Origin of the sequence: Nonlabens sp. Asnod2-A12 (assembly GCF_045063745.1) — a bacterium.
GTDB classification, from domain to species: Bacteria; Bacteroidota; Bacteroidia; order Flavobacteriales; family Flavobacteriaceae; genus Nonlabens; species Nonlabens xylanidelens.
Map to the genome: position 1 here is coordinate 2,713,944 of NZ_JBEFOB010000003.1, position 25,270 is coordinate 2,739,213.

General features: G+C 34.2%; 25 protein-coding genes. 16 read left to right on the forward strand and 9 right to left on the reverse strand.

All coding sequences use genetic code 11. The annotated features are described in order from the left end of the window. The first annotated feature begins 64 nt into the window (after nucleotides 1-64). Both ACJJVJ_RS12335 and ACJJVJ_RS12340 read left to right on the forward strand, forming a co-directional pair. A complete protein-coding gene (locus tag ACJJVJ_RS12335; RefSeq protein WP_405370620.1) occupies nucleotides 65-2,812 on the forward strand; it encodes a T9SS type B sorting domain-containing protein in 2,748 nt (915 codons plus the stop codon). A gap of 62 nt (nucleotides 2,813-2,874) precedes the next feature. Then, entirely contained in the window at nucleotides 2,875-3,012 is a 138-nt protein-coding gene (locus ACJJVJ_RS12340; protein WP_405371261.1) for a hypothetical protein, read from the forward strand. A 60-nt stretch (nucleotides 3,013-3,072) separates the two neighbouring features. On the opposite strand, the gene ACJJVJ_RS12345 is transcribed toward ACJJVJ_RS12340, so the two are convergent. Beyond that, entirely contained in the window at nucleotides 3,073-4,278 is a 1,206-nt protein-coding gene (locus ACJJVJ_RS12345) for an ATP-binding protein (RefSeq protein WP_405370622.1), read from the reverse strand. A gap of 782 nt (nucleotides 4,279-5,060) precedes the next feature. Here ACJJVJ_RS12345 and ACJJVJ_RS12350 point away from each other — a divergent pair. The 7 genes from ACJJVJ_RS12350 to ACJJVJ_RS12380 all read left to right on the forward strand — a co-directional run bounded on the left by ACJJVJ_RS12350 (nucleotide 5,061) and on the right by ACJJVJ_RS12380 (nucleotide 10,439). Continuing rightward, entirely contained in the window at nucleotides 5,061-5,468 is a 408-nt protein-coding gene (locus ACJJVJ_RS12350) for an Rrf2 family transcriptional regulator (RefSeq protein ID WP_104513822.1), read from the forward strand. A 414-nt stretch (nucleotides 5,469-5,882) separates the two neighbouring features. After that, nucleotides 5,883-6,170, forward strand: coding sequence for a DUF2061 domain-containing protein (locus tag ACJJVJ_RS12355; protein ID WP_405370623.1), 288 nt, complete (start codon nucleotides 5,883-5,885; stop codon nucleotides 6,168-6,170). Further along, nucleotides 6,133-6,759, forward strand: a complete 627-nt coding sequence (locus tag ACJJVJ_RS12360) for a phosphoadenosine phosphosulfate reductase family protein (RefSeq protein ID WP_405370625.1) — start codon at nucleotides 6,133-6,135, stop codon at nucleotides 6,757-6,759. The genes ACJJVJ_RS12355 and ACJJVJ_RS12360 overlap by 38 nt, the downstream gene beginning before the upstream one ends. Further along, a complete protein-coding gene (gene cysD, locus ACJJVJ_RS12365; RefSeq protein WP_394340822.1) occupies nucleotides 6,743-7,654 on the forward strand; it encodes a sulfate adenylyltransferase subunit CysD in 912 nt (303 codons plus the stop codon). Before ACJJVJ_RS12360 ends, cysD begins: the two co-directional genes overlap by 17 nt. Nucleotides 7,655-7,665: 11 nt before the next feature. Further along, nucleotides 7,666-8,901 carry a sulfate adenylyltransferase subunit 1 gene (locus tag ACJJVJ_RS12370; RefSeq protein WP_405370627.1) on the forward strand — a complete coding sequence of 412 codons (1,236 nt, stop codon included), beginning with the start codon at nucleotides 7,666-7,668 and terminating at the stop codon, nucleotides 8,899-8,901. A 146-nt stretch (nucleotides 8,902-9,047) separates the two neighbouring features. Further along, nucleotides 9,048-10,115, forward strand: a complete 1,068-nt coding sequence (locus tag ACJJVJ_RS12375; RefSeq protein WP_405371263.1) for an NAD(P)/FAD-dependent oxidoreductase — start codon at nucleotides 9,048-9,050, stop codon at nucleotides 10,113-10,115. Then, entirely contained in the window at nucleotides 10,116-10,439 is a 324-nt protein-coding gene (locus ACJJVJ_RS12380) for a 2Fe-2S iron-sulfur cluster-binding protein (RefSeq protein WP_104513817.1), read from the forward strand. Nucleotides 10,440-10,537: 98 nt separating this feature from the next. Here the strand turns inward: ACJJVJ_RS12380 and ACJJVJ_RS12385 are convergent, their stop codons facing one another. The 3 genes from ACJJVJ_RS12385 to ACJJVJ_RS12395 all read right to left on the reverse strand — a co-directional run bounded on the left by ACJJVJ_RS12385 (nucleotide 10,538) and on the right by ACJJVJ_RS12395 (nucleotide 12,726). Further along, a complete protein-coding gene (locus ACJJVJ_RS12385; protein WP_405370629.1) occupies nucleotides 10,538-11,143 on the reverse strand; it encodes a DUF2911 domain-containing protein in 606 nt (201 codons plus the stop codon). Between the two features lie 80 nt (nucleotides 11,144-11,223). After that, nucleotides 11,224-12,030 (reverse strand): tRNA pseudouridine(38-40) synthase TruA, encoded by an 807-nt coding sequence (locus ACJJVJ_RS12390; RefSeq protein WP_405370631.1) that lies wholly within the window; start codon nucleotides 12,028-12,030, stop codon nucleotides 11,224-11,226. A gap of 42 nt (nucleotides 12,031-12,072) precedes the next feature. Then, complete coding sequence (locus tag ACJJVJ_RS12395; protein ID WP_405370633.1) at nucleotides 12,073-12,726, reverse strand: HD domain-containing protein; 654 nt, start codon at nucleotides 12,724-12,726, stop codon at nucleotides 12,073-12,075. Between the two features lie 137 nt (nucleotides 12,727-12,863). On the opposite strand from ACJJVJ_RS12395, the gene ACJJVJ_RS12400 reads away from it, so the two are divergent. The 5 genes from ACJJVJ_RS12400 (at nucleotide 12,864) to ACJJVJ_RS12420 (ending at nucleotide 16,529) form a co-directional block, all read left to right on the forward strand. Continuing rightward, nucleotides 12,864-13,370 (forward strand): GbsR/MarR family transcriptional regulator, encoded by a 507-nt coding sequence (locus ACJJVJ_RS12400; protein ID WP_104513810.1) that lies wholly within the window; start codon nucleotides 12,864-12,866, stop codon nucleotides 13,368-13,370. 291 nt (nucleotides 13,371-13,661) lie between these two features. Next, on the forward strand, nucleotides 13,662-13,802 hold the full coding sequence (locus ACJJVJ_RS12405; RefSeq protein ID WP_405370635.1) for a hypothetical protein: 141 nt from the start codon (nucleotides 13,662-13,664) through the stop codon (nucleotides 13,800-13,802). Nucleotides 13,803-13,848: 46 nt separating this feature from the next. Then, nucleotides 13,849-14,727: an SAM-dependent methyltransferase gene (locus tag ACJJVJ_RS12410; protein ID WP_405370637.1), complete on the forward strand. Its 879-nt coding sequence runs from the start codon at nucleotides 13,849-13,851 to the stop codon at nucleotides 14,725-14,727. A gap of 25 nt (nucleotides 14,728-14,752) precedes the next feature. After that, nucleotides 14,753-15,580, forward strand: a complete 828-nt coding sequence (locus tag ACJJVJ_RS12415) for a hypothetical protein (protein ID WP_405370639.1) — start codon at nucleotides 14,753-14,755, stop codon at nucleotides 15,578-15,580. A 55-nt stretch (nucleotides 15,581-15,635) separates the two neighbouring features. Further along, nucleotides 15,636-16,529 carry a TIGR01777 family oxidoreductase gene (locus ACJJVJ_RS12420; protein WP_405370641.1) on the forward strand — a complete coding sequence of 298 codons (894 nt, stop codon included), beginning with the start codon at nucleotides 15,636-15,638 and terminating at the stop codon, nucleotides 16,527-16,529. Here the strand turns inward: ACJJVJ_RS12420 and ACJJVJ_RS12425 are convergent. The 3 genes from ACJJVJ_RS12425 to ACJJVJ_RS12435 are packed head-to-tail and all read right to left on the reverse strand — an operon-like array spanning nucleotide 16,518 to nucleotide 19,605. Next, nucleotides 16,518-16,904, reverse strand: coding sequence for an RDD family protein (locus tag ACJJVJ_RS12425; protein ID WP_405370643.1), 387 nt, complete (start codon nucleotides 16,902-16,904; stop codon nucleotides 16,518-16,520). The genes ACJJVJ_RS12420 and ACJJVJ_RS12425 overlap by 12 nt on opposite strands. Nucleotide 16,905: 1 nt before the next feature. Continuing rightward, a complete protein-coding gene (locus tag ACJJVJ_RS12430) occupies nucleotides 16,906-18,573 on the reverse strand; it encodes a M1 family metallopeptidase (RefSeq protein WP_405370645.1) in 1,668 nt (555 codons plus the stop codon). 27 nt (nucleotides 18,574-18,600) lie between these two features. Continuing rightward, nucleotides 18,601-19,605, reverse strand: a complete 1,005-nt coding sequence (locus tag ACJJVJ_RS12435; protein ID WP_405370647.1) for a glycoside hydrolase family 113 — start codon at nucleotides 19,603-19,605, stop codon at nucleotides 18,601-18,603. A gap of 366 nt (nucleotides 19,606-19,971) precedes the next feature. On the opposite strand from ACJJVJ_RS12435, the gene ACJJVJ_RS12440 reads away from it, so the two are divergent. Continuing rightward, nucleotides 19,972-21,312: an NAD(P)/FAD-dependent oxidoreductase gene (locus ACJJVJ_RS12440; RefSeq protein WP_405370648.1), complete on the forward strand. Its 1,341-nt coding sequence runs from the start codon at nucleotides 19,972-19,974 to the stop codon at nucleotides 21,310-21,312. A 30-nt stretch (nucleotides 21,313-21,342) separates the two neighbouring features. Further along, nucleotides 21,343-22,971 carry a 4Fe-4S binding protein gene (locus ACJJVJ_RS12445; protein WP_405370650.1) on the forward strand — a complete coding sequence of 543 codons (1,629 nt, stop codon included), beginning with the start codon at nucleotides 21,343-21,345 and terminating at the stop codon, nucleotides 22,969-22,971. A 157-nt stretch (nucleotides 22,972-23,128) separates the two neighbouring features. Here ACJJVJ_RS12445 and ACJJVJ_RS12450 read toward each other — a convergent pair whose 3' ends face one another. Next, nucleotides 23,129-24,091 (reverse strand): YpdA family putative bacillithiol disulfide reductase, encoded by a 963-nt coding sequence (locus ACJJVJ_RS12450; protein ID WP_405370652.1) that lies wholly within the window; start codon nucleotides 24,089-24,091, stop codon nucleotides 23,129-23,131. A 210-nt stretch (nucleotides 24,092-24,301) separates the two neighbouring features. After that, nucleotides 24,302-25,165, reverse strand: coding sequence for an acetyl-CoA carboxylase, carboxyltransferase subunit beta (accD, locus tag ACJJVJ_RS12455; RefSeq protein WP_104513800.1), 864 nt, complete (start codon nucleotides 25,163-25,165; stop codon nucleotides 24,302-24,304). Nucleotides 25,166-25,270 lie beyond the last annotated feature (105 nt).

A 25,270-nucleotide genomic window follows, 5' to 3' on the forward strand; every position in this document is an offset into this window, starting at 1 on the left:
TCTCAAAAAATTAACAAACTAACATGTATATTTACATCTTTATTAGTTAAAACTTTAAGGTAAAATGAAACTACATCTTTTTTTATGTATTAGTATTATTTCATTTTGGAGTTATTCACAAGGATATCCAGATCAATGGCCAACATCAAGTGGTACGATGGATTTTAGTCGAGGTGAGGGAGAGTTTCTCCTTCATATTAGTCCACTTTCGATTGCTACAATTGATGCAATGGCAAATGGTAGATCATTGCTTACTGGTACAACTTCTACCTATACTGTTAATTACAATCCTTATTTGATAGACCCATTTAAGGAACGTAATATTGTAAATTTATTTACAGAGGGAATTGCTACTTCTATTCCTACCCACAATACGCAGAGTCTTTTAATTGTTCCTCATCCTGAGTCCATTTATAAGTATTACCTAATCGGTAATAATTATGGAACTTATCCAATATATGATTTGATCATTTGTGAATTTGATTTCAGGTTAAATTCTGGAGCTGGTGGAATAGTAAATGGTAGTATAAGAAGAATTGAACAAGAAGTTTTCCCGAGAAATATGATGGGTTACTTCAACAAAGAAGATGGTTCTTATTGGATAATAATCCAGCGTAATGATTCAACTGATTTTCTAAGTTATAAAATTGATTCTAATGGTTTTAATCCAACACCAGTGGTCAGTTCAGTAGCGTATAACTCCTTTTCAACAGTTTATTCTGTTAATGTTAATTTAAACTCTGGAACAGGTAAAGCTGTTGTATCGCCAGATGGAAGTAAGATAGCTATTGTTAATTCTATTAATAAAGGGATATTGCATCTGTATGATTTTGATTCAACCACAGGTGTAATTTCAAATAATCAAAATATAGGTAGAGAATTAGTTGATGAAGAACGATACACAAATGCTGCTTTTTCTGGAGATTCTTCTAAGTTATATGTTCTTACCCAGGATCGGTCTCAACCATTTTATAACGCAGGACATGGTATACAATTTTCTAATTTAAGGAGTAAAGTATTTCAATATGATTTATCACTTTCTAATATTAGTCAGATAATAGCTAGTGAAACTCAAATATCTAATGATGTTGGGCCAGATAATTACTTCGCACGCTATAACAGTTTATTTCTAGCAGTTGATGGTCGTATTTATGCACCTGGTGGTACATGGCTAGCTAGAGTTGATAATCCTAATCTATTAGGTTTAACTTCTAACTTTATTGATAACTATCAAAATAATACTTCTGATTTTAATTATGGCCAACCTATTCGCGCTAATTTTATAACAAATACTATAGTAGAATATATAGAAGTAGGTGATCAGTGTCTAGGGAGTCTGACAAATTTTAGTCTTACTGAAAATGTTACTCAAGTGTCATGGGACTTTAATGACCCAGCAAGTGGTGTAAATAATACAAGTACTTCCTTAACACCTAATCATCAATTTACAGCTGCTGGAAAGTACAGGGTAGTGGCAACAGCTATCGTAAATGGATTACAAAAAGAATTTGTACGTTACATAAGAATATTTGATCCACCATTACTTAGTAGTCCTATAGATCCTTTTACGGGATGTGATTATGATGGTAATGGAATAGCATCATTTGATTTAAATAGATTGACACCACTGGTCTCTAGATTATATAAAGGTGAGAAACTTTCATTTTACGCTACGCAAACAGATGCTTTGAACCGTACTAATGAAATTGATACTAATATTTCTTTTGTTAATCAAACCCCATATTCACAAAGTCTATTTTTAGTTGTAGATAATCGATATGGATGTAGTAGTACTATTGAGTTATCATTAATAACAAAAGAATACAGTCCTATTCCTAATGATTTCATTTTAGACATTACCGTATGTGTTGATCAAGGAAGTAATGGCTCTGTTGTTGACTTAACGGTAATCGAGTCTGAGGTAGCTAATTATTATGCGAATACAAATAACTTTATTTTTAATTATTATGAAAATAGACAAGATGCCATTTTACAAAGAAATTCAATTAATTTACCATCGGCTTATGAGTTCAATTCTACTAATAGTCAATCCATTATTGTCTCTATTATTCACCCAGATACTTATTGCGATTTAATAGCGGTACCTCTCATAAGATTAAATACTATAGAAGTAACGGTAGAAGAATTATCTGATGTTTACGAGTTGTGCAGTGGTGATACTTTAAACTTAGAAGTAGATGACTCTTATCTTTCTTATTCTTGGTCTAATGGTTCAACAACTTATCAATCACAATTTAGTTCTTATGGCATGCACAGTCTAACAGTAGAAAAATTAATTAGTGGAGCAATTTGTTCTTCTACTTTTAATTTTGAAATAGTTCCTACTTCACCGCCAGTGATAGATGATATTATTATAGATTCAGTAAATAAATCTGTTACTGTGCAGATGGCTTCTATTGGTGATTTTGTTTATACCATACCTAACGTGGCCAGTCAGTCTTCAAATGTTTTTCAAAACTTAGAATATGGGGAGTATGAGATTTCAGTTCATGAAATACCAGACTGCGGTACAGTTACTAAGACTTTTAACCTAATAGGTTACCCTAGATTTTTTACTCCTAATCAGGATGGTTTTAATGATACTTGGAATATTTTAGGAAGCAAGTCTAATGAGGTTTACATAACATCGATATTTGATAGGTATGGTAAACTTTTAAGCCAAGTTGAAAGTGATGAGATAGGTTGGGATGGTACGTTTAATGGTAGTCCTATGCCTGGTAGTGATTACTGGTTTAAAACGGTAAAAAACAACGTCGTTGTTTTTCAAGGTCATTTTGCATTAAAGAGATAGGGATTAGATTTTTTTATTTAGAGAATTGAATATGGTTCAATTAATTTATAAGTCTCTTTGAAATTTATTCAGAAAGCTATGCGTCACATCCGCTGGTGATAAAAGGTGCTGGTGCTGGAAGAGAAGTAACAGCTAGAGGTTTACTGTCAGATATTATAAAGGTGAGTAAAACGTGTAAAGAGGTTTTAGTGGCTGGATAAGTACTTATGATTTTTTGGATACATGTTCCGCTTTCGCGAAAGCGGAACATGTATCATAATTTATTGAGCAATACTAAATGTAAAGGTGGTGTTTTTACCTAGTACGGAGTCTACTGAAATTTCTCCTCCTAATTTTTCTACGAGCTGCTTTACGGTGGAAAGCCCTATTCCATGTCCTTTCTGTCCCTCACGATCGTATTCTCCTACAGTAGAAAATAAATCAAAAATGGTTTCTAATTTATCCTCAGGTATGCCACGACCGTTATCCTTAATTTTGAAAATATAATGACTATCATCTAGAGTGATGCTTAAATCTATAACGGTTTCTTCTTTGTCGTTATACTTAATACTATTACCTATTAAATTCAGGAATATTTGTTCAAGTGCCACACGATTGCAGTGAATAGTATGATTCACTTCTGGCAGGTGAATGTCGCAATGGTGTTTGATGTTAATTAATTCAATTATGTTTTCTAATAAGTCATTTACATCAAAGCTTTTACGGTCATCTACATTGTAAGAAGAGCTCTCGTAATGAGCAAGAATATTTGTAATATAATCGCTTAGTGATAAAGAAGATTTTTTGAGATAACTAAGGTATTCTCTACCTGAATCATCTAAAATACTTGAGTATTTTTTATTTAAAATATCAGAAGTCACAATAAGATTTGCCAGTGGCATTTTCATATCATGCGATACGGTACCTGCAAAATCTTTTAAAAGATCATTGTGTTTTTTTAAATGGGATCTAGACACTTTAAGCTCTGTATTGAGTACGTGTAGTTTTAAGAGCTCTTGAACCTGTTGAGCTAGGTTAAGTAAGCCTTTTCTTTGTTTATTACTCAGTTTTTTAGGCTTGTTATCTAGTACACAAAGAGTTCCTAACGCAAATCCTGTCTGGTCTAGTATAGGTACACCTGCATAAAATATTACAGGATTATCCTTATCATGCACAAGTGGATTATTTTTAAATCTAGGGTCTTCTAGAGCATTAGGGATTTCCATCAACTCACTAGGATTATGAATAGCGTGTGCACAAAAACTAACCTCTCGTGGCGTCTCACAAACTGCCATACCTAGATTAGATTTAAACCACTGTCTGTTCTCGTCTACCAAAGAAATTACCGCGTTACGAGTGCCACATATATAGGACGCTAGTTCAGTGATGTTATCATATTGTTGTTCTGGTAAAGAATCTAAAATGTTAAGGCTTTCTAATGCTTTTATTCTAGCTTTTTCATTAAGTGGCAAGGGTGCTGCAATCATAAAGTGAAATTCGTGGTTTTTGCAGTTCTATGTTTGATGTAAAACTCATTCAAAGTTAAGGGTTAAGATTGGTGTTTAGGTTAAGTAGATCGGTATTTTCGATAACATGATGTTTTGGAAATTATTTATATTCAGTTGTTTACATGAGTATTGGTGATTTTTTTCTTGTAAGAAAAAATATATAATTTGTTTTATTTTCAGTTCTAATTAAGTCATTAACTAAAACAATGTTTTAAGAATCAGTGGTTTTTCAATAATTTATAAAATTTAATTTGTAGGAAAAAATATACAATATACTAATTTATTACATCTGTTTTTACATGAGTAACTAGTCATATGATCAATAATCATTCATGCCGTTTATCGATTAATTTTAATTGATTTGAGTGTGTTACTTTAACTTTTGTTCTTTTTATTCGTTTTATTGCTTGTCTCTTTTGAGCTGTTTTAATTTATTTAGCAACAATCTACCGGTAGTTAATAGCTATGAGTTTATCTTATTCTTGATTTTTTATTTAAGATAAGAGCTATAAGTATTATGGCTATGAAACAGTTAGAGCTTGTGTAATCTATTTTTTCAAAGAATTTTATATTGATTTAATTACTTGTTTCATGATGATGAATGAAAATCTAATACCTCTTACTATATAATTACTGGTTAGAACTACTATATGTAGTTGTGAGATGATTAGATAATACTATTGTATTAATGTAGATCGGTTTTGATAAAAGAAACGTTTCTATCTGTTAACGTAGAATCTAAGAATGTATTAAATTTGAGAATGCTATCTAGAAAAACAAAATACGGTATAAAAGCACTCACTTATCTTGCTAGACAAGAAGATCAGGTGCCTACTTCTATTGCTACCATTGCAGAGTCAGAAAAAATTCCACACAAATTTCTTGAAGCTATTCTTTTAGAACTACGTAAGAACAGTATTCTAGGTAGTCGCAAGGGAAAAGGTGGTGGTTATTATCTAATGCAATTACCTGAGAAAATTAGAATGTCCACAGTGCATCGCATTTTAGAAGGTCCTATTGCTATGTTGCCTTGTGTCAGTCTTAATTTCTATGAAAAGTGTGAAGACTGTGTGGATGAAGATGCTTGTGCTGTTAATAAGTTAATGATTCAGGTAAGAGATAATACGCTTGCTATTTTAGAAAATCAAACGCTTAAAGATTTGATCTAGATAAGCTGTAATCATTAAAATAATCAGTTTTGTGTGATAGGATTATCATATCCTCAAAATTTAATTAGCAAAATATTAATACGATATTATCCTATAAGGCTTGTAGGGTTTAAAAATTGTTATATATTTGCACTGTTAAGTTTTAACAATAGTTTTGGATAGGTCACACAACGCGAGTAGCTTACGATATTAAGATGGGCTGTTTTCTTATTATAACTGCTCGCGGCTGGCCGTTCAAAAACAATCACTCTCCATCTACTTAGATGGATTTTTTGTTTCTACCAATTTCTCATTTTCTAAACCGACTTTACGATTTAAATAAACACCTTAGAATATTTATTTGAATAATTACTCTACTAACCCTATAGGGTAAATCTTTTATTCTTTAATTTTGCATTTTAAATAGAAGTTCCTTTGATTTTAGATAGAATTTATAAACCTGAATTTTTTGATAATGAAAAATCTAGTGATCCCAACTGGAAAATTGCATTATGGAAAACAATAAGCTGGCGTGTCATAGGTACATTAGATACCATAATGATATCGTGGTTACTTACTTCCAAAATAGATATAGCACTTACTATAGGAGGTATAGAGGTTTTTAGTAAAATGGTTTTATACTTTATTCATGAACGTCTATGGGATAAAATCACAAATCCAAATAATGAAAAAAATAAACAAACAGTCCGTACAAAAGTATAATGAGGCTCTCAAAAATGAGCAGCCTTTGTATAGAGTTAGCCAGGTACTAGAAGAAGCGGTGAACCCTATTATAACAACTAATTTCAGACCTTATGAAGTGGCTATTCTTCATTTGGTAACACAAGTAAAAAAAGATATACCAGTCATTTGGTGCGATACAGGTTATAATACCATTCAGACTTATAAGCATGTAGAGTATGTAAGAGAGTTACTTGATTTAAATCTCAAAATATATGTACCTAAGCAATCTGTAGCATATAGAAATGTAATTATGGGTATTCCAGATTTGGATAATCCGTCTCATGCTCTTTTTAGTGAACAAGTAAAGTTAGAACCTTTTAAACGTGCTATGAAGGAATGGAGTCCTGACGTGTGGTTTACAAATCTGAGAAAAGGACAGACTGCATTTAGAGATTCTATAGATGTGCTTTCTTATGGTGCAAATGACGTTCTTAAGGTATCTCCTTTTTATGATTATGATGATAACCAACTGGACGAATACCTAGAACAAAATAATTTAAAAAACGAATTCAAATATTATGACCCCACAAAAGTTATCGAAAATAGAGAATGTGGAATCCACAATTAACAAGCTTCTAGAACCTAATATTTTAGAGTCAGAAGCTATCTATATCATAAGAGAAGTAGTTGGTCAGTTTGAAAAGCCAGTTTTATTATTCTCTGGAGGTAAGGATAGTATCACATTAGTACATCTTGCTCATAAAGCTTTTTATCCGGCGCCTATTCCTTTTCCGTTATTGCATATTGATACAGGTCATAATTTCCCTGAGACCATTTCTTTTAGAGATGAGTTGGTAGAAAAACTAGGCCTGAAATTAATTGTTGCTCACGTACAAGATGATATAGATGCAGGTATTTCAAAAGAAGAATCTGGACGTTATGCCAGTAGGAATTTATTACAAACGGCTACTTTACTTAATGCCATTGAAAAACATGGGTTTGATGTATGTATAGGTGGTGCTCGTAGAGATGAAGAAAAAGCAAGAGCAAAAGAGCGTGTGTTTTCTGTACGCAATGAATTTGGTGAATGGGACGAGAAAAATCAAAGGCCAGAAGTTTTTGAATTACTTAATGGCACCATAGATCATGGACAGAATGTACGCGCATTTCCATTATCTAACTGGACAGAACTAGATGTGTGGAATTACATAAGATCTGAAAAAATAGGAATTCCTAGTATTTATTTTGCTCATGAACGCGAGGTTTTTATTAGAGATAGTATGATCTGGTCCGTGTCTCCACATGTTTATAAAGATGAAGATGAGGTGACTCAAAAAAGTTGGGTGCGATTTAGAACGGTAGGAGACATGAGTTGTACCGCAGCGGTATTCAGTCATGCCACAGAAATTGATGCGGTTATTAATGAAATTACAGATAGTACAATTTCAGAACGTGGCGCAAGAATAGATGATAAACGTAGTGAAGGTGCGATGGAAAAACGTAAGCAACAAGGCTATTTTTAAAAGAAAGAATTATGAAGAATGTGCTTAAAATAGCAACAGCAGGAAGTGTCGACGATGGTAAAAGTACTTTAATAGGTAGACTGCTGTATGAAACTAAATCCCTAGAAGAAGATAAATTAAAAGCGATAGAGACCAGTAGTAGAAATAAAGGTTATGATTACTTGGACTTTTCTCTGGCAACAGATGGTTTAATAGCCGAAAGAGAACAAGGTATTACCATAGATGTAGCGCATATTTATTTTTCTACAAATTTGCGTAGTTACATTATTGCAGACACTCCTGGTCACGAAGAGTACACTAGAAATATGATTACAGGAGCTAGTAATAGCGATGTTGCCATCATATTAGTAGACGCTAGAAAAGGTAAGTTGCCACAAACAGAAAGACACTTTTTAATCAATCATTTGTTACTTACTAACCATATTATTGTTGCGGTAAATAAAATGGATCTAGTTGATTATAGTGAAGAAATATTCCTAGATATAAAGAAAACCATTGAAGAACTTGCAATAGAATACCCTGATGCAAATAGAACGATACATTTTGTACCTATATCTGCACTTAAGGGAGATAATATTATAGAGCCTTCATTAAATACCTCCTGGTATACACAGCAGTCTGTTTTAAATATATTAGAAAGTATAGAAGTTAATAATACCTTTAATACAGTTTCTTTAAATATTCAAAACGTTATCAGGCCTAAAACAGAACAGTACCATGATTTTAGAGGTTATGCCGCTACAGTGCGAGGTGGAGACCTTTCTGTAGGTGATGCAGTAGAAGTAGTCGCGTCCAGTCAGAAATCAACAATAAAAAGTATTTATCTAGCAGGAGAATCTTTTCAAACAGCTAGAGAAGAGTCGGCTGTGATAGTAGAATTAGAAAATGATATTAATGTAACTAGAGGTGATTTCTTAATAGTAGGAAGTGATAAATATGTAAAGCAAAAAAACATAGAAGCACAATTGTGCTGGATGGATCATACTGCTCTATCAGAAAGATCTACCTACCTTCTACAACAAGGTACTTCTAGAGTACGATGTAAATTAAAGATAAGTGGGGAAAAATTAATGAAGAATCACCATAATGAAACCGATACTTTAGCAATAAACGATATAGGTACAGTCACGGTAAAAACTAGTAAGGAGATTATAGGGACCTCTTATGCAACAGATAAAAACCTAGGTAGATTTATAATTATAGATGAAAAAACTAATAACACAGCGGGCGTAGGTTTCATCTTATAAATTCAATATCCGTTAATATAATCCAATTAAGAAAAATCTAAACGATTGCATGTTTAGATTTTTCTTAATCATTTGCTTAACAAGTTATTGATCACGACCTTTGCAATAGCCACATTATAGGCATACAAGTTGCTATGGAACAAGACATGATCACTACAGATATTTTAATAATAGGTGCAGGGCCTACAGGTTTATTTACCGTTTTTGAAGCAGGTTTATTAAAACTTAAATGCCATCTTATTGATGCACTAGCACAACCAGGTGGGCAGTGTTCAGAGCTGTATCCTAAAAAACCTATCTACGACATACCTGGTTTTCCAGAGGTTCTCGCTGGCGATCTTGTAGATAATTTAATGAAACAAATAGAGCCTTTTCAACCTGGTTTTACCCTAGGAGAAAGAGCTGAAGAGATAGAAAAACTAGAAGACGGTACATTTATAGTCACTACTAGTAAAGGCACAAAACACCACACAAAAGTAGTTGCCATAGCCGGTGGATTAGGTTCTTTTGAACCGCGCAAACCTGCTATAGATGGAATTGAAAAGTATGAAGACAACGGTCTAGCATACATGATAAAAGATCCAGAAGTTTATAGAGATAAAAAAGTTGTTATCGCTGGTGGAGGAGACTCAGCACTAGACTGGTCTATTTTTCTAGCAGACGTAGCCTCTGAAGTGACTTTAGTACATAGAAGAGAAGAATTCCGTGGGGCGCTGGATAGTGTAGAAAAAGTTCAAGATCTCGTAGATGCTAAAAAAATAAGACTTATTACTCCTGCACAAATTCTTGATGTAAAAGGTGAGGATAAAGTAGAGTCTGTTTTATTACAACATAATGATGAGGCAAAGCGTATGGAAGTTATCGAGTGCGATGCTTTTATACCATTATTCGGTCTTGCACCTAAATTAGGACCTATCGCAAACTGGGGATTAGAGATAGAAAAAAATGCTATCAAAGTAGATAACACACTAGATTATCAAACTAATATACCTGGTATTTATGCCATAGGAGATGTAAATACATATCCAGGAAAATTAAAGCTGATTCTTTGTGGTTTTCACGAGGCTACATTAATGTGTCAAAGTGCTTACCAGCGCATCTTTCCAGATAAAAGGTATGTAATGAAATACACGACTGTAGGTGGTGTAGACGGATTTGATGGTACTCGTAAAGAGGCAGAAAAAGCGGTAGTAAAAAAAATAGGTAATAAATAAATGCAAGACGTAAACATTACCATTATAGATAGAGAAGGCGTGGAGCATAAAGTTCTTGCACCTACAGACATGAACATGAATCTCATGGAAGTATGTAAATCTTATGACTTACCAGTACAGGCGGTTTGTGGTGGTATGGCCATGTGTGCGACCTGTCAGTGTTATGTGATAAGCGATCATGATCTAGGAGAACGTAATGATGACGAGCAAGCCATGCTTTGGGAGGCTGAGAACGTAAAAGAGAACTCTCGATTAGGTTGTCAGGTACCTATTACTGAGGCTCTAGACGGATTAGTTGTAGAACTAGCTCCAGAAGCAGATTAGATTTTTGTTAATTATTCCGCTTTCGCGAAAGCGGAAACTAAAAAAGCAGTTTAACTATTTAAAGTTAAACTGCTTTTTATAAATTATTAGAGCGCTAATTACTTTAAAACAATAGGAAGCTCAGCTCTGTAAGTTCCCCATCCAGCTTTTAAATGTACTGTGTTATCCTTTTTTGGAGAATAAAGTGCAATACTTAATTGCTCTAGACTTTTACCATCGTTAGTAACAGGAACAGAAACCGTTACTACATCTAGATTTGCTTTATGAGAATAGTTACCCCATCCATCATTTTCAGTATTGATGTGGAATGTCCATTCTTTTTCAGTAGGCGTTACTACTATAGAGTAACGACCAGCCTTAACTAGTTTACCACCTATCATAGCGTCTGTCATTAAAAGTAGCTCTGTACTTTCATTTGCTCCTAGTCTCCATGATTTACCATATTGAGTAATACCATCTTTTTTGTTCTCAGTAGTTCTAAAAACGTTACGGCCATTAAGAGCTGGACGTCCATAAAGAACTCTAATTTTAGGCTCTGCAGCCATTTTAGCTTCGTCAGTTTTTGCAAACGCACGGTGTGCCGCTCCAGAAGGAAAGAACGCAGCATCCATAGGACTCTTGTCTAATTTTAATTTAGTAAGATCTTGTGCAAAAAGAGCACTACTAGAAAGTACTACTGCAAGTAATAAAATGTATTTTTTCATGATTGTGTTTTTATGAACTCTAAAAATAGAGACTACTTATCACGAAAACATCACTTTAACACTTCTATAAGAATTAAGATTTATTTGAGCTCTGTTTTATAGAGCATTAAACCACTAGGCGGTGCTATGTGAGATAAATGTATTTTTTTACTGCCCTCTAGAGTTTCCTTAAACTCATCTAGCGTGAGTTTGTGCATACCTAGGTCAAATAGCATTCCTACCATTAAACGTACTTGATGACGCTTAAAACCTTCTCCTTTTACTCTAAAAACAAAGCTCTCCTCAGGAAAGAAGTTTGCTGTAAAAAGATCATTCTTTTCTATAAAACAACTCTCTATAGTCGAAGTAGTAATAGTAGTGTCTGTGGGTTTATAAGTGTACGACCAGAAATCATGCGTGCCTTCAAAGAGTCTAGCCGCTTGCATCATTATATCGATGTCTAGCGATTCCTTCATGTATACCATCATAGAAGCACAAAAGGGATGGAATTTCTCCCCATGAGAGAAAAGGTAGATGTACTCCTTTACTTTAGGAGCCTGTATCACATTAAAATGCTTATCTGTTTTTTGAACCGCTAGCGCTCTTATGTCACTGGGTAAATTCTGATTAAAATCTAATAGAAACTGCTCCATTTCTAGTTCTTCATCAGCATCTAGAAAAAGCTCTATCCATGCTTCATTCACAGACACCTTTGCATCTGTTCTTCCAGCAGCGAGAATTTTAAAATTAGAATGATCTAGAACATAACGTAAGGTCCTTGTTACCATATGTTCTACGGTAGGTATGTTGTTGGGTTGTTTCTGCCAGCCGTGAAATCTAAATCCCAGATACTGCATTTTTATCAGAAAAAACTGTCTTCTATGTTGTGCAAAAGGTCCTGGATTCATGAAATAGATTAAGAAGGTAAAAGTACAAAGTTAAAAGACCATTTATAGTTCTCCATTCCACTCTGCATGAAATTGATCTAAAAAGCCTTGCATGTAATCATGACGTTTTTGTGCTATTTCTTTACCAGAATCTGTATTCATTAAATCTTTTAAAAGAAGTAATTTTTCATAAAAATGATTGATAGTAGGTGCCGTGCTTTTTTTATACTGTTCCTTAGTCATGTTTAAGTCTGGAGCAATATTGGGGTCATAAATGGCTCTATTTTTAAAACCTCCGTAATTTAAACTACGTGCTATTCCTATCGCACCTAGTGCGTCCAGTCTGTCTGCATCTTGTACTATATCTAGTTCTTTACTAGTAAAATCTTTACTCTGGTGACCACCTTTATAAGATATGTATTTGATTATATTTTCTACATGGACTATGACCTCTTCTGGTAATTCTAGAGATGTAAGAAACTCTCTTGCGACGCGTGGGCCAACGGTTTCATCTCCATCGTGAAATTTTGAGTCGGCTATGTCGTGTAAAAGGGCACCTAATTCTACTATGCCTTTATCGCAATCTTCATTTTGAGCAATCAACTTTGCATTTTTCCACACACGTTCTATGTGGAACCAGTCATGTCCACCTTCGGCTCCTTGTAATTGTGTTTTTACAAATTGTACCGTACTCTCTATAACTTGTTGTTGTGTCATTGGGTTGTTTTATTTCGCTTTCGCGAAAGCAAAATTAGAACAAACATTTTTACTCTTAATAACATTAGATTAATCTTATCACAAATTAAACTTTCAGAAATTATTGAAAGTTTAAAAAGTAGTTGTATATTTGGCGTATGAAATTAGAAGAAGGAAGATCAAAATTTATTCAGGCATGGGGTTCTTTAGGAAGCTCTTGGGGAATATCTAAGTCCATGGCACAAATCCATGCACTATTGCTTTCTTATCCTGAAGGATTAAGTGCAGACGAGATCATGGAGCAAGTACAGTTGAGTAGAGGGAATGTCAATACCAACGTACGTGAATTAATTAACTGGAGACTGGTGCGTAAAGAAACAGTTTTAGGAGAGCGCAAAGAGTTTTTTGTAGCGTTGCACGATGTGCATACTATTTCACAAAACATCATGGAAGAGCGCAAACGCAGGGAACTGGAACCAGTAAGACGACTTTTAAACGAGCTTAAAGCAGCAACTTTAGAAGGGAAAGAAGAAGATGTAAAACACTTTCAATCTTTACTGTCTGACCTAGCTGATTTTGTAAGCCAGATGGAAAATTTAACCAACTTAATGACTAAAATTAATAACAATAACTACATGAAAAAGCTGATCAAAGCGATCTCTTAGCTTTTTTTATTTAAATCAAACTTTCAGTTTTTATTGAAAGTTCTAAAACTATAAATTATGAGACTTTTGTTTAAAATTAATAAGTATGTTTTAATTACTAACCTAGTATTATTTCTAATTCCTCCATTTGGTATGTTATTTATGATGCTTCTTGGACTATTTCAAGTCGTATCTAGTGTCTATTTATTAACTCGATATAACAAAATCTCTAAAACAGTACGTTGGATGACAATTTCTCATTTACTTCTATCCTTATTTATAGTAACATTCTTTTTTATGTTATTTAATGATATGCTTGAATTTAACCACCATCAAGACATGAATGCTTTTTCAATAGGTATGATATTATCTGGTTTGACAGCTTTTTACTTCATATTCATTTCATACAATAGTAGTGTCGGTCGTAAACAAATTTTTCTTACTCAAGGTTAGATAATAGAACCAAAAATTCTTTTTCAATTTATCAAAATTTAAAAATATGGAATCAATCAACCTATCAACTCAGTTGGAATCAAATGAAAAGGAAATCACTACCGTAGATTTATACGATGAGGCTACTCAGGATTATGAATTTTGGAGTAAGGATTTTAATATGCATTTTGGTTACTATAGCTTTAATAGCACTTCTTTGTTAAAAAGAGATACCATGCTCAATGAAATGAATAACCAAGTGCTCAAAAGATTACATGTCTTAAAAGGTGACAAAACGATGATCGATTTAGGATGTGGTGTCGGGAACTCCATGCGCTATGCACTTTCTCGCAATTCTGATTTAAAAGCTACCGGTGTAACCTTATCAAAATATCAAGTTGACCTAGGGAATCAACTGCTAGAGCCTTATAATACTTCAATTGAATTACAAAACTATAATAACACCTCTTTTGATTCTAATAGTTTTGATGCGGCTCTCGCGATAGAAAGCTTTTGTCATGGTGGACATTCTATTACTTCATTAAGAGAAGCGCATAGAATTCTTAAACCAGGTAGACGACTTGTTATTGCAGATGCATTTTTAAAGAAAAATCATCAACAATTATGCTCAGGTGGGCGATTTGCATACAATAAACTATGTAATCACTGGGATTTAGATCAATTAGAAAACATCAATAATTATAAATTCAATCTGGAAAAAGTAGGTTTTAAGAATATAAAAGTAGAAGATGTATCATTTAGAGTAGCACCATCAGTACTACACGTGCCATTTGCTATTGCTGGTTTTGTAATTAAAGAGTTATTCAACAAAAGAACATTTAAAAAAGAAAGTTTACATAACCTAAAAGGTTCTTTCTATGCACTTTTATCTGGCTTACATATGAAAAGCTTTGGATATTACTTGATTACGGCTACTAAAGGGTAATTCAGCTCAATTTAAATTAACTACAATGATCTCAAACCACAAATTACTCATCGATAAAAACTGTCCTATGTGCAATATATACGGCTGTACGTTTAAAAAGTTAAACATGGTAGATCAGGACACTATAAGTCCTTATCAATTAGTAGGTCAGGATCTTACCGCAACCATCGATATGCATCGTGCACAAAATGAAGTAGCGCTGCACGATACAGTTACGGGCACAACCATCTATGGACTGGATTCTATGATTGAGCTTTTCTCGCAAGGGAAAAGCTGGATCAAGAAACCTTTGAAGTTTCCTTTCATCTACTTTCCACTAAAACAGTTGTATAAATTCATTACCTACAATAGAAAAGTCATTGCTGGAAATAAAAGGAGCCCTGTAGAAGATAGAATCTGCGAGCCAGACTTTAACTACTTCTACCGTACATTATTCATCTTTTTTACAGCAATTTTTACAGGTCTAGTTCTTAATAACTATACATATCAAATTACTGATTATTTCGGATTTCAAACTCCTTGGTATGTAGAATATATGATCTGCTTCGGTCAGGTAGTATGGCAAGGTGTGATGATTCTTTTATGGTCACGTAAAAACAGTTGGGATTATCTAGGTAACATGAGTGCTGTTTCTACACTAGGTGGGATTTTGTTGTTGCCCATTTTACTACTACAGCAATTTATAGAATTGCACCCATTCCTTTATATAGGTTACTTTATGCTGGTAGTAGGAGTCATGTTGTTGGAACATATAAGGCGTTGTGGTAATATGAAATTGGGTTATTTACCTACCGTTTCTTGGTTATCTTTCCGCTGTGTAGTATTAGTTATCATTCTTACATTGTTTAATTAAAAAACTATTCTTATTCCCTTTCCTCTGGAAAGGGCTAGGGGTAGGCTCTATTCTCATGAAAAAAATAATCATTGCTGGTGGTACTGGCTTTTTAGGAATGGCTCTCAAGAATTATTTTGAGGAGAAAGGGTTTGTTGTAGTTACGCTTTCGCGAAAGCGAGATCAACAAACAACTTACTGGAATGGTAGAGATCTAGGAGTGTGGAGCGAGCATCTAGAAGGTGCAACGGCGCTCATTAATCTTGCAGGAAAATCGGTAGACTGTCGTTATACGGATAAAAATAAAGCGGCTATTTTGAGTTCTCGTATAGACAGCACACGCGCGCTAAATCTTGCGATGGAGAAAGCAGTAAATAAGCCAAAAGTATTTATAAATTCTAGTACAGCGACCATTTATGTGCATTCTGAAACGACTATTAATACAGAAGAAACTGGTGTGATAGGAGATGATTTCTCGATGAATATTGCCAAATCATGGGAGAAGGAATTCTATTCAACTACTATAGAAAATGTGCGTAAAATAGCCATACGTAGTTCTATAGTCATGGGTAAAGATGGTGGTGCTTTTCCAAAATTAAAAACCATCACTAGATTAGGAATGGGTGGCAAGCAAGGAAATGGAAACCAATTTATAAGTTGGATTCATATTAATGATTTTTGCAAAGCAATCGATTTTTTAATCTCATCTCAATTATCAGGATCTGTAAATATTACTGCGCCCCAGCCTAGACCAAATAGAGAATTCATGGGTATTTTAAGGAAAGAGTTGTCTGTTCCTTTTGGCATATCACAATCTAAATGGCTCGTAGAATTGGGCAGCGCGATTATAGGATCAGAATCTGAATTGTTGATGAAAAGTAGATATGTATATCCGCAACGATTATTAGACGCTGGTTTTAAGTTTGATTATGAGACTGTAGAGGATTGTTTAAAAGAATTAGTTTCTTAGCACTATAGATTTTACTATGGAATCATGAATAGCTTGTTTCTTTGGGCTACTACTTATAGTTAATAGAGAGATCCAACCTAGAGAATATTTTAGTAAGGTTCTTATAATAGCTAGAAAAAAGTTGACTGCTGTTCCTTGATCGTTATCCTTTTCTACTTTAATATTTATATACTGCTGTCCTATGGTTCCTTTAAAAAAGGATATACATATAGGTTCATACAAAAAGAAGAAGGATATAAATAATAGCATCCTTAGTGACGTAGGTACATTTTCAAAATTAGAAAGTAATTCTGAGGTAATAAACATAGTGACTATGAGTATTATTTGATCAATTGTAAAAGCTTTGATTCTATCGGAAAGGCTGGCATAATTCATATTAGCTCAATTTACTCCTTTTCTTATACTTCACATAATAATCTTCAACCACTTCAAAATCTGATTTTTTAGACGGTAACTTCATTTTTTGAATTTTTGAAGAAGGAGTAATCCAGACTTTTTTTCCATCTATCAATACTTGAATAGGCATTTTAAAACCATCTACTACATCTACCCAGCGGTAGTGCAGGTTTCTTTTTTTGATAGAATATTCTAATTTAGGAATGCGAGTATCACGCAAGTATTGATTAAAAACAGGATTTAAATCCATTTCCATTTGATCAGAAATATAATTTTCTATTTGTGCGGTGGTTACTGTTTTATGATAGAATTCAAAATTAAGACCACGCAAGATCTGTCTCCATTTTTCGTCATCATTAGTAATCTGTCTCAGAGTATGTAAAAAGTTGGCGCCTTTATAATACATGTCTCCAGAGCCTTCATTATTAACATCATATTTACCTATCAAAGGCTTGTCATTCATCACTTTGCGACGCGTGCCTATTACATAAGCTGCGCTTGCTTCTTTACCATAATAATAGTCGACAAATAGGTTTTCTGAATACGAGGTAAAGCTTTCATGAATCCACATGTCTGCTATATCCTTGTTTGTAATATTGTTTGCAAACCATTCATGACCAGATTCATGTATGATGATAAAGTCAAATTTCATTCCCCAACCGCTACCAGAAAGGTCACTACCTAAGTAACCATTTACATATCTGTTTCCATAAGTTACAGAGCTTTGATGTTCCATACCTAAATAGGGTACTTCTACAAGTTTATAGCTGTCTTCATAAAATGGGTAAGGCCCGAACCAGTGTTCAAAGGCTTTCATCATTTTAGGTGCGTCCTTAAATTGTTTTTTGGCTTTATCTAGGTTATCACGTAAAACATAGTAATTCATATCCAGCGGGCCAGCCTCTCCTTGATATACTTCAGAGAAGTTTACATAATCACCTATGTTTATATTCACACCATAATTGTTGATAGGATTTCTTACTTCCCATGTGTAGGTAGAACTACCGTCTGGTTTTAATTCTGTACCGGTTAAACGTCCATTAGACACATTCATCAATCCTGCTGGAGCGTTTACAGAGATAGTCATACCATCTACTTCTTGATACATATGATCTTTACATGGCCACCACACACTAGCACCTAGACCTTGATTAGAAGTAGCAATAAAATCTTTTCCGTTGTTATCTTTTCTCCAAGAAAAACCACCATCCCAAGGCGCATTTCTAGCCTCACGTGGATGCCCTTCAAAATCTATTTTTATTTGATTCTTAGAACCAGTAGTTTGGTTTTCTTGTAGGGTGATAAAATGAGCATTTCCTTCATGTTTTACTTCTAGTTCTTTACCTTTTTGTGTCACCATAGTAATGTACATAGGCTCTTGCAGGTCTATTTGCATAACCTGATATGGTTCTAGCACTTTATAAGTTATGGTATTAGAACCGTAAATGAATTTATCTTCTGGTAGTACAGTTACATCTAGATTATAATAGGTAATATCCCACCAGGCACGTTCTGGAGTAATAGAGCCACGTAAAGAATCTTGTCTTGTAAATTGATCTTTGTCGTGTAGTAATTGCGCTGTACTCAAAGAACTTGCACTGAACAGAATAAATAGAAATACTATAAATGGATACTTGTTAAAACTCATAAAGAAGATGTTGAAATGCACTAACTATTAATACTGTTTGCTGTAAGCGGCATGCACGGTTTTTTGTGCTTTTTTATCTTGCGTAGTAAATCTTTTTTCAAGACTGCGTCTGCCTTTTACAGGATGGTGTTTCCATAAAAAGCCGCCAGCCATCCAGTTTTCATGCCATACATTATTATATAGACCTTCTAGTAATATATGTTGTGCTTCTTGATTCACAGCTTTGTCTTCACCAGCATTTGCCCACGGCTCTTTACCTGCATAATCGGCACTTATATAACCGTATTCAGTAAAAAGAATTTGTTTGTTGTATTTATCTGAAACATCTTTAAGTTCTTTTTTCCATTTTTTCCAACTGTTAGTGATGGTATTATGGTCAGGTGTTTTTTCTTCACTCATAGGGAAATAAGCATCTACTCCTATATAGTCTAACTGATCCCAAAAAGAAACATATTTATAACTATCCCAGTTACCGGCATAAGTAAGTTTACCCTTGTAGATTTTACGTATTTCTTTAATAAGTTTTTTCCAGTAAGCTGGTCGTGCTTTTACAAAAGAATCTAATTCTGTACCTATACAAAACATACTTATATTTTCTTGAGCAGCAACCTGGGCAAATCTCATGATGTATGCTGTGTAACTATCTTCTAGAATCTTCCATTCGGCATCGGTTTTTAAATTTATATGACCTGTGTACTGTCCGCGACCTATCCATAATTGAGGTTTTAAAAGAACCTTTAAATCTTGGTTTTTCATGTGCTTAGACGTTACAGAAACGCCATGTGATTTTTCACCCCACCAGCCTTCTCTTTCATTAAAAACAACTAGAGGTTCTTCTAGACTTCTCATCCACGCATATGGGATTACCGCAGCATAATTTGCATGATACTTTTTTAACGGTGTTATAGAAGATTCTTTAACGGTGTCTCGAGTTGCGACAAATGATATACCGTTAATCTTTGTTTTACTAGTGTTTTGAGATAGGCAAGAAAACGTGCTGATCAATAGAAATAGGGGCAAATAAAATTTCATAAATAGAAGTGTTGAGAAGCTACCGTAAAAGAATTAATATATAGTTGTAGCTACAATAATCTTCTTTTTTTTGGTAAAAACAATTTAATTAATACAATTTTAGCTTTGAGTTTGAATATGTAGGAAATATCAATTTTCTTGCCAGCTTGTTTTAAGCTTGTTTTTAACTCGCTTTCGCGAAAGCGGAACTTTTAAACATACCCTTGTTATTAAAATGTGATATGTATTACGGATTATTGTGTAAATTAGAAACGTCAATATTTTCTTAATATAATGTTTAGGGAATAATGTACTATGCGAAGTGTGGTATGTGATTATTTCTAATATAAAGAAAATAGTTGATTTGTCATTTTTAATAATCAAGCCATGGAACATATAGTTATAATAGGAAACGGTGTCGCAGGAGTCACGGTAGCAAGGCATATCAGGAAAAATTCTGATAAGCGCATCACAATCATTTCTGGAGAGACAGATTACTTTTTTTCTCGCACAGCATTAATGTATGTCTACATGGGGCATATGAAATTTGAGCATACACAACCGTATGAGAGTTGGTTTTGGAAAAAGAACCGCATCGAGTTAAAAAGCGCTTGGGTAGAAAGTGTTTCTGGTGCAAATAAAAGTATACAATTTACTGATGGTCAGTCTATGAGCTTTGATAAGTTGATTATAGCTACCGGTAGTATTCCTAATAAATTTGGCTGGCCAGGTCAGGATTTAGACGGCGTGCAAGGTATGTATCACAAGCAAGATTTAGAAAAATTAGAAAAAAATGCGCCTAATAACAAGGTGTGTAAACGTGCTGTAATAGTAGGTGGTGGTTTAATAGGGATAGAGATGGCAGAGATGCTTCACTCACGTCATATACCAGTCACCTTTTTAGTAAGAGAAAGCAGTTTCTGGAACGGTGTTTTACCTGCAGGAGAAAGTGCGCTTGTTAATGAAGAGATTCTTGCAAATGGTATTGATTTACGATTAGAACAAAATCTAGAAGAAATTATAGACGACGGAAACGGGAAGTGTAAAGCAATTAAAATCCAAGAAACAGGTGAAATTATAGAGTGTGATGTAGTTGGTCTAACAGCTGGCGTGTCGCCTAATGTAAGTTTCTTAAAAAATTCTGATATAGAATTAGGCCGTGGTGTCATGGTAAATAGATTGCTCGAGACTAGTGTTAAAGATGTTTATGCCATAGGTGACTGTGCAGAGCAACGCGAGGGAATAGGTAGACGTAGACCTATTGAGGCCGTATGGTATACAGGCCGTATGATGGGTGAGGCGCTAGCACAAACTATATGTGGCAATGCTACAGAGTATAATCCAGGTCACTGGTTTAATAGTGCTAAGTTTATGGATGTCGAATATCAAACTTATGGATGGGTAAGTGGTTCTAGAAAACCAGAATTTGAAGATCAATTTCACTGGAGACATCCTGTAGAGAATATATGTGTAACAGTAGCATATCATAAAGATACAGACGAGTTTTTAGGTATCAACACCTTTGGTATAAGAATGCGTCACGAGATATTTGATCGCTGGTTAACAGAAAATCGAAAAGTAGATGATGTAATGGCTTATCTTAAAGATGCCAATTTTGATCCTGAATTTTATTCTAAGCATGAAGATGCGATCATCTCACACTACAATCAAGAAAGAGGAAAACAAATTAAACCGGTTAAAAAAAGCTGGAAACGCATTTTTGCTTAATTAAACACAATCTCAAATAATCACAGCTTTATGAAAGCAATACACCATATAGGATTAGTCATTTTTTTAATAGGACTAACCATTTTTACAGGATCTATTTTTGCAGGTTCTTTTGATCTTCAAAAAGAGCAGCTTAACTCATTTCTGGAGTCTAAAGGAATAGCAAATGAGTTTATAATTAAAGAATTAAATGAAGACGTGGTCTCTAAAGGACCTATGGGGATTTTTGAATTCTCCAGCAGTGTGCGAGGTGCATTAGAAAAAAACAATGTGCATTATGATGCGCTTATTGCAAAGTATGATGCCGCAAAGGACTGGGATAATAAAGGGAAACAGTATCAGTATAGAATTAACGAGAAGGATTTCCGTGCGATGAGTTTTTCTCTAGCTAAAAAGTCTGCAATAGGCTTTGTGGTAGAGAACAAAGGCTTAATGTGGTTCCTAACTTTTGGGTTAGGTATTCTAGGTGCGCTTATGTTTATAGCACCTCAATTGCAACTATTAGGTAGAAAAGGAATTAAGAATAACGGTATTTATCACAGTGCTGCGACTAATCGTGGTTGGATAGCCTGGTTGGTACTTGTGTATCTAGTAACATTTTATATTGTACTCTACTTCATGGCAGACTATGTGGTAAACTGGACGTTTATAGTAGATCCTATTAGTTTATTCCTTAGTGGTAATGAAGCGAGCCAGTGGTTTGTTTACGGTTTCCTTTACTGTGTTCTTATGTCTGTAATGGCTGTGAGAATGTATATCAAATACCGTCATAATAAATATCAAGTATTAAGAACGACATCTGTATTGTTTTTTCAGATTGTACTAGCTTTCTTAATTCCTGAAATAATGACCAGCTTGCAAATGCCAGCTTATGATTTTAAAAATGCATTTCCGCTAGATTATGATTTCTTCTTCTCATGGAATCTGGATAGTTTACTAGATAGTGGTGCAATAGGTTTATTTATATTAGTTTGGGGAATTGTACTTACCGTAATTATTGTACCGGTTATGGTATACTTCTTTGGTAAAAGATGGTACTGTAGTTGGGTATGTGGATGTGGTGGACTAGCAGAAACACTAGGAGATCCATATAGACAGAATTCTAGTAAGAAATTAATTTCATGGAAACTAGAACGCTGGTTAATTCACTCGGTTTTAGTATTCTCTCTAGTAATGACCATAGTAACACTTTATGCTTATTTTACAGGTGCAAATTCTTTACTAGGTATTCCAGCAGACTGGATTAAAGATGCTTATAGTGTATTGATAGGAGCATGGTTTGCAGGAGTTATCGGTACTGGTTTCTATCCTATTTTTGGTAACCGTGTATGGTGTCGTTTCGGTTGTCCACTAGCTGCTTATTTAGGGCTTGTACAACGTTTTAAATCTCGTTTTAGAATTACTACTAACGGTGGTCAGTGTATCTCATGTGGTAACTGTTCTACCTACTGTGAGCAAGGTATCGATGTAAGAGCTTATGCACAAAAAGGAGAAAACATTGTAAGAGCTAGTTGTGTAGGTTGTGGTGTGTGTAGTGCGGTATGTCCTCGTGGTGTATTGAAACTAGAAAATGGTCCTGAAGATGGACGTATCAATCCTACAGAAGTATTACTGGGTAATGATGTTGATTTAATGGACTTACTTAATAAAGGAAAATAATAGTTAGTGGTGTGTTCCGCTTTCGCGAAAGCGGAACACATATCCTTTTTCAAATAAAGAAAAAGACTATAATAGATTTGCTTTCAATTGAAAACACCTTATCCAGCCGTGATGGTTAGACAAGGTGTTTTTGCTTTTAATAATAATGGGACGGTTGTTATGGCGCGATAGTGTTCATGATTTGAGAAGCATGTACTCGACTATTTTCTATAAACCATTTATGAGTTTCTAGGCCACCGCAAATTACACCTGCTAGATAAAGTCCCTTTACATTAGTCTCCATAGTTGTATCATTATACGTAGGGATTTGTTTTTCTCCGACTAGTTCTACTCCCATAGATTTTAAGAAACTGAAATCAGGTCGGTAACCAGTGAGTGCCACCACAAAATTATTGGCGATTTTAATGATTTTACCTCCGTTATTAATAACAATATTATCTTCTAGTATTTCTTTTACTTCACTGTTGTAATAAGCCTTTATAGAACCTTCTTTAATGCGATTTTCTATATCGGGCTTTACCCAGTATTTAACTCGGTCTCCTATAGAGTCTCCACGTATAATCATAGTTACATGACCTCCTTTTCTATATATTTCTAAAGCAGCATCTACAGCACTATTACTTGCTCCTATAACAGCTACATTTTGAAATGCATATAAGTGTGGGTCGTTATAATAATGAGTTAGTTTAGGGAGTTCTTCTCCCTTTACGTTCATTTTATTAGGTAGGTCATAAAACCCTGTAGAGACGATAATGTTCTTTGCGTGATAAGAGCATGTGTCTGTTGTGACTTTAAAGTTTTTAATTTGATCTACAGAAAGTACTTTTTCAAACAAATTAATGTTTAAGCCGTTAGATACAGCAATGCGTCTATAGTATTCTAGAGCTTCTTGCTTACTAGGTTTAGGGTCTTTAGAAATAAATGGAATGTTGTCCAGTTCTAGTTTTTCACTTGTAGAAAAGAACTGCATGTTTGCAGGATAATTATATAGTGAGTTTACTAGTGGTCCTTTTTCTATGACTAGATAAGATAATTTTTTCTTCTTTGCTTCTAGTGCACAATTAATACCTATAGGTCCAGCACCTATGATGATAACGTCAAATAACTTTCCATTTTTCATAATCTTCAAAGTTAATTTTACTGTAGAATAATGCTCTTAAGAAAAGATTAATGATTGTTAATTATTGTGTTTAAATGGGATATGAGAAATAGAATCCAGCAGAATTGTTGGGGTCAACTTGAGAATTTTATTTTTAATGCATAAAAAAATCGTCTTGAGAATAAGTTAGTTTCTCAAGACGATTTATCTTTTAAAAAAGAAGACACCGTATTATGCGCTTATCTCTACTTTTCTATTTAATATCAAATTAAGGTAAAGGTTTACTTTGTCCTTTAATTCATGTCTAGGACATATAAAGTCTAAGAAACCTTTTTCAAGAAGAAACTCTGCGGTTTGAAAACCTTCTGGTAATTCTTTTCCTGTTGTATCTCTTACTACACGTGGACCTGCAAAAGCAATTAATGCACCTGGTTCTCCAATGTTAATGTCTCCTAACATAGCAAATGATGCTGTTGTACCACCAGTAGTTGGATCTGTACATAAAGAAACATAAGGAATACCAGCGTCACTTAATTGAGCAAGTTTTGCACTAGTTTTTGCAAGTTGCATTAATGATAATGCAGCTTCCATCATACGGGCACCACCAGATTTTGAAATAATCATGAATGGAATATTGTTCTTAAGAGAGTAGTCTGCAGCGCGAGCAATTTTTTCTCCTACTACACTACCCATAGAACCACCTATGAAGGCAAAATCCATACAGGCTACAACTAGGTCGTTTCCTTTTGATTTACCTACAGCAGTGCGCACAGCGTCTTTAAGACCTGTTTTCTTTTGAGCTGCCTCTACACGGTCTGTGTATTTTTTAGTGTCCTCAAATTTTAATGGATCTTTTGAAACAATGTTAGGGTTCAATTCTTTGAACTCATTGTTGTCAAATAAAATTTCAAAGTATTCATTACTTCCTATTCTTACGTGATAACCATCTTCTGGACTAACGTAAAAATTATTTTTAAGTTGATCTGTGTCTACTACTTTACCAGTAGGTGACTTATACCACAAACCTCTAGGAGTGTCCTTCTTTGCCTCTGTAGGTGTAGTAATACCTTTTTTATCTCTTTTAAACCAAGCCATATTCTAGTTCTAAATTAAGTGTTGAAGTAAGGAATATTACCTAAATCACTTATTGTTTTTAATGTTTCTACCAGTATAATTACAAAATACTTATCGTAAAAAGTT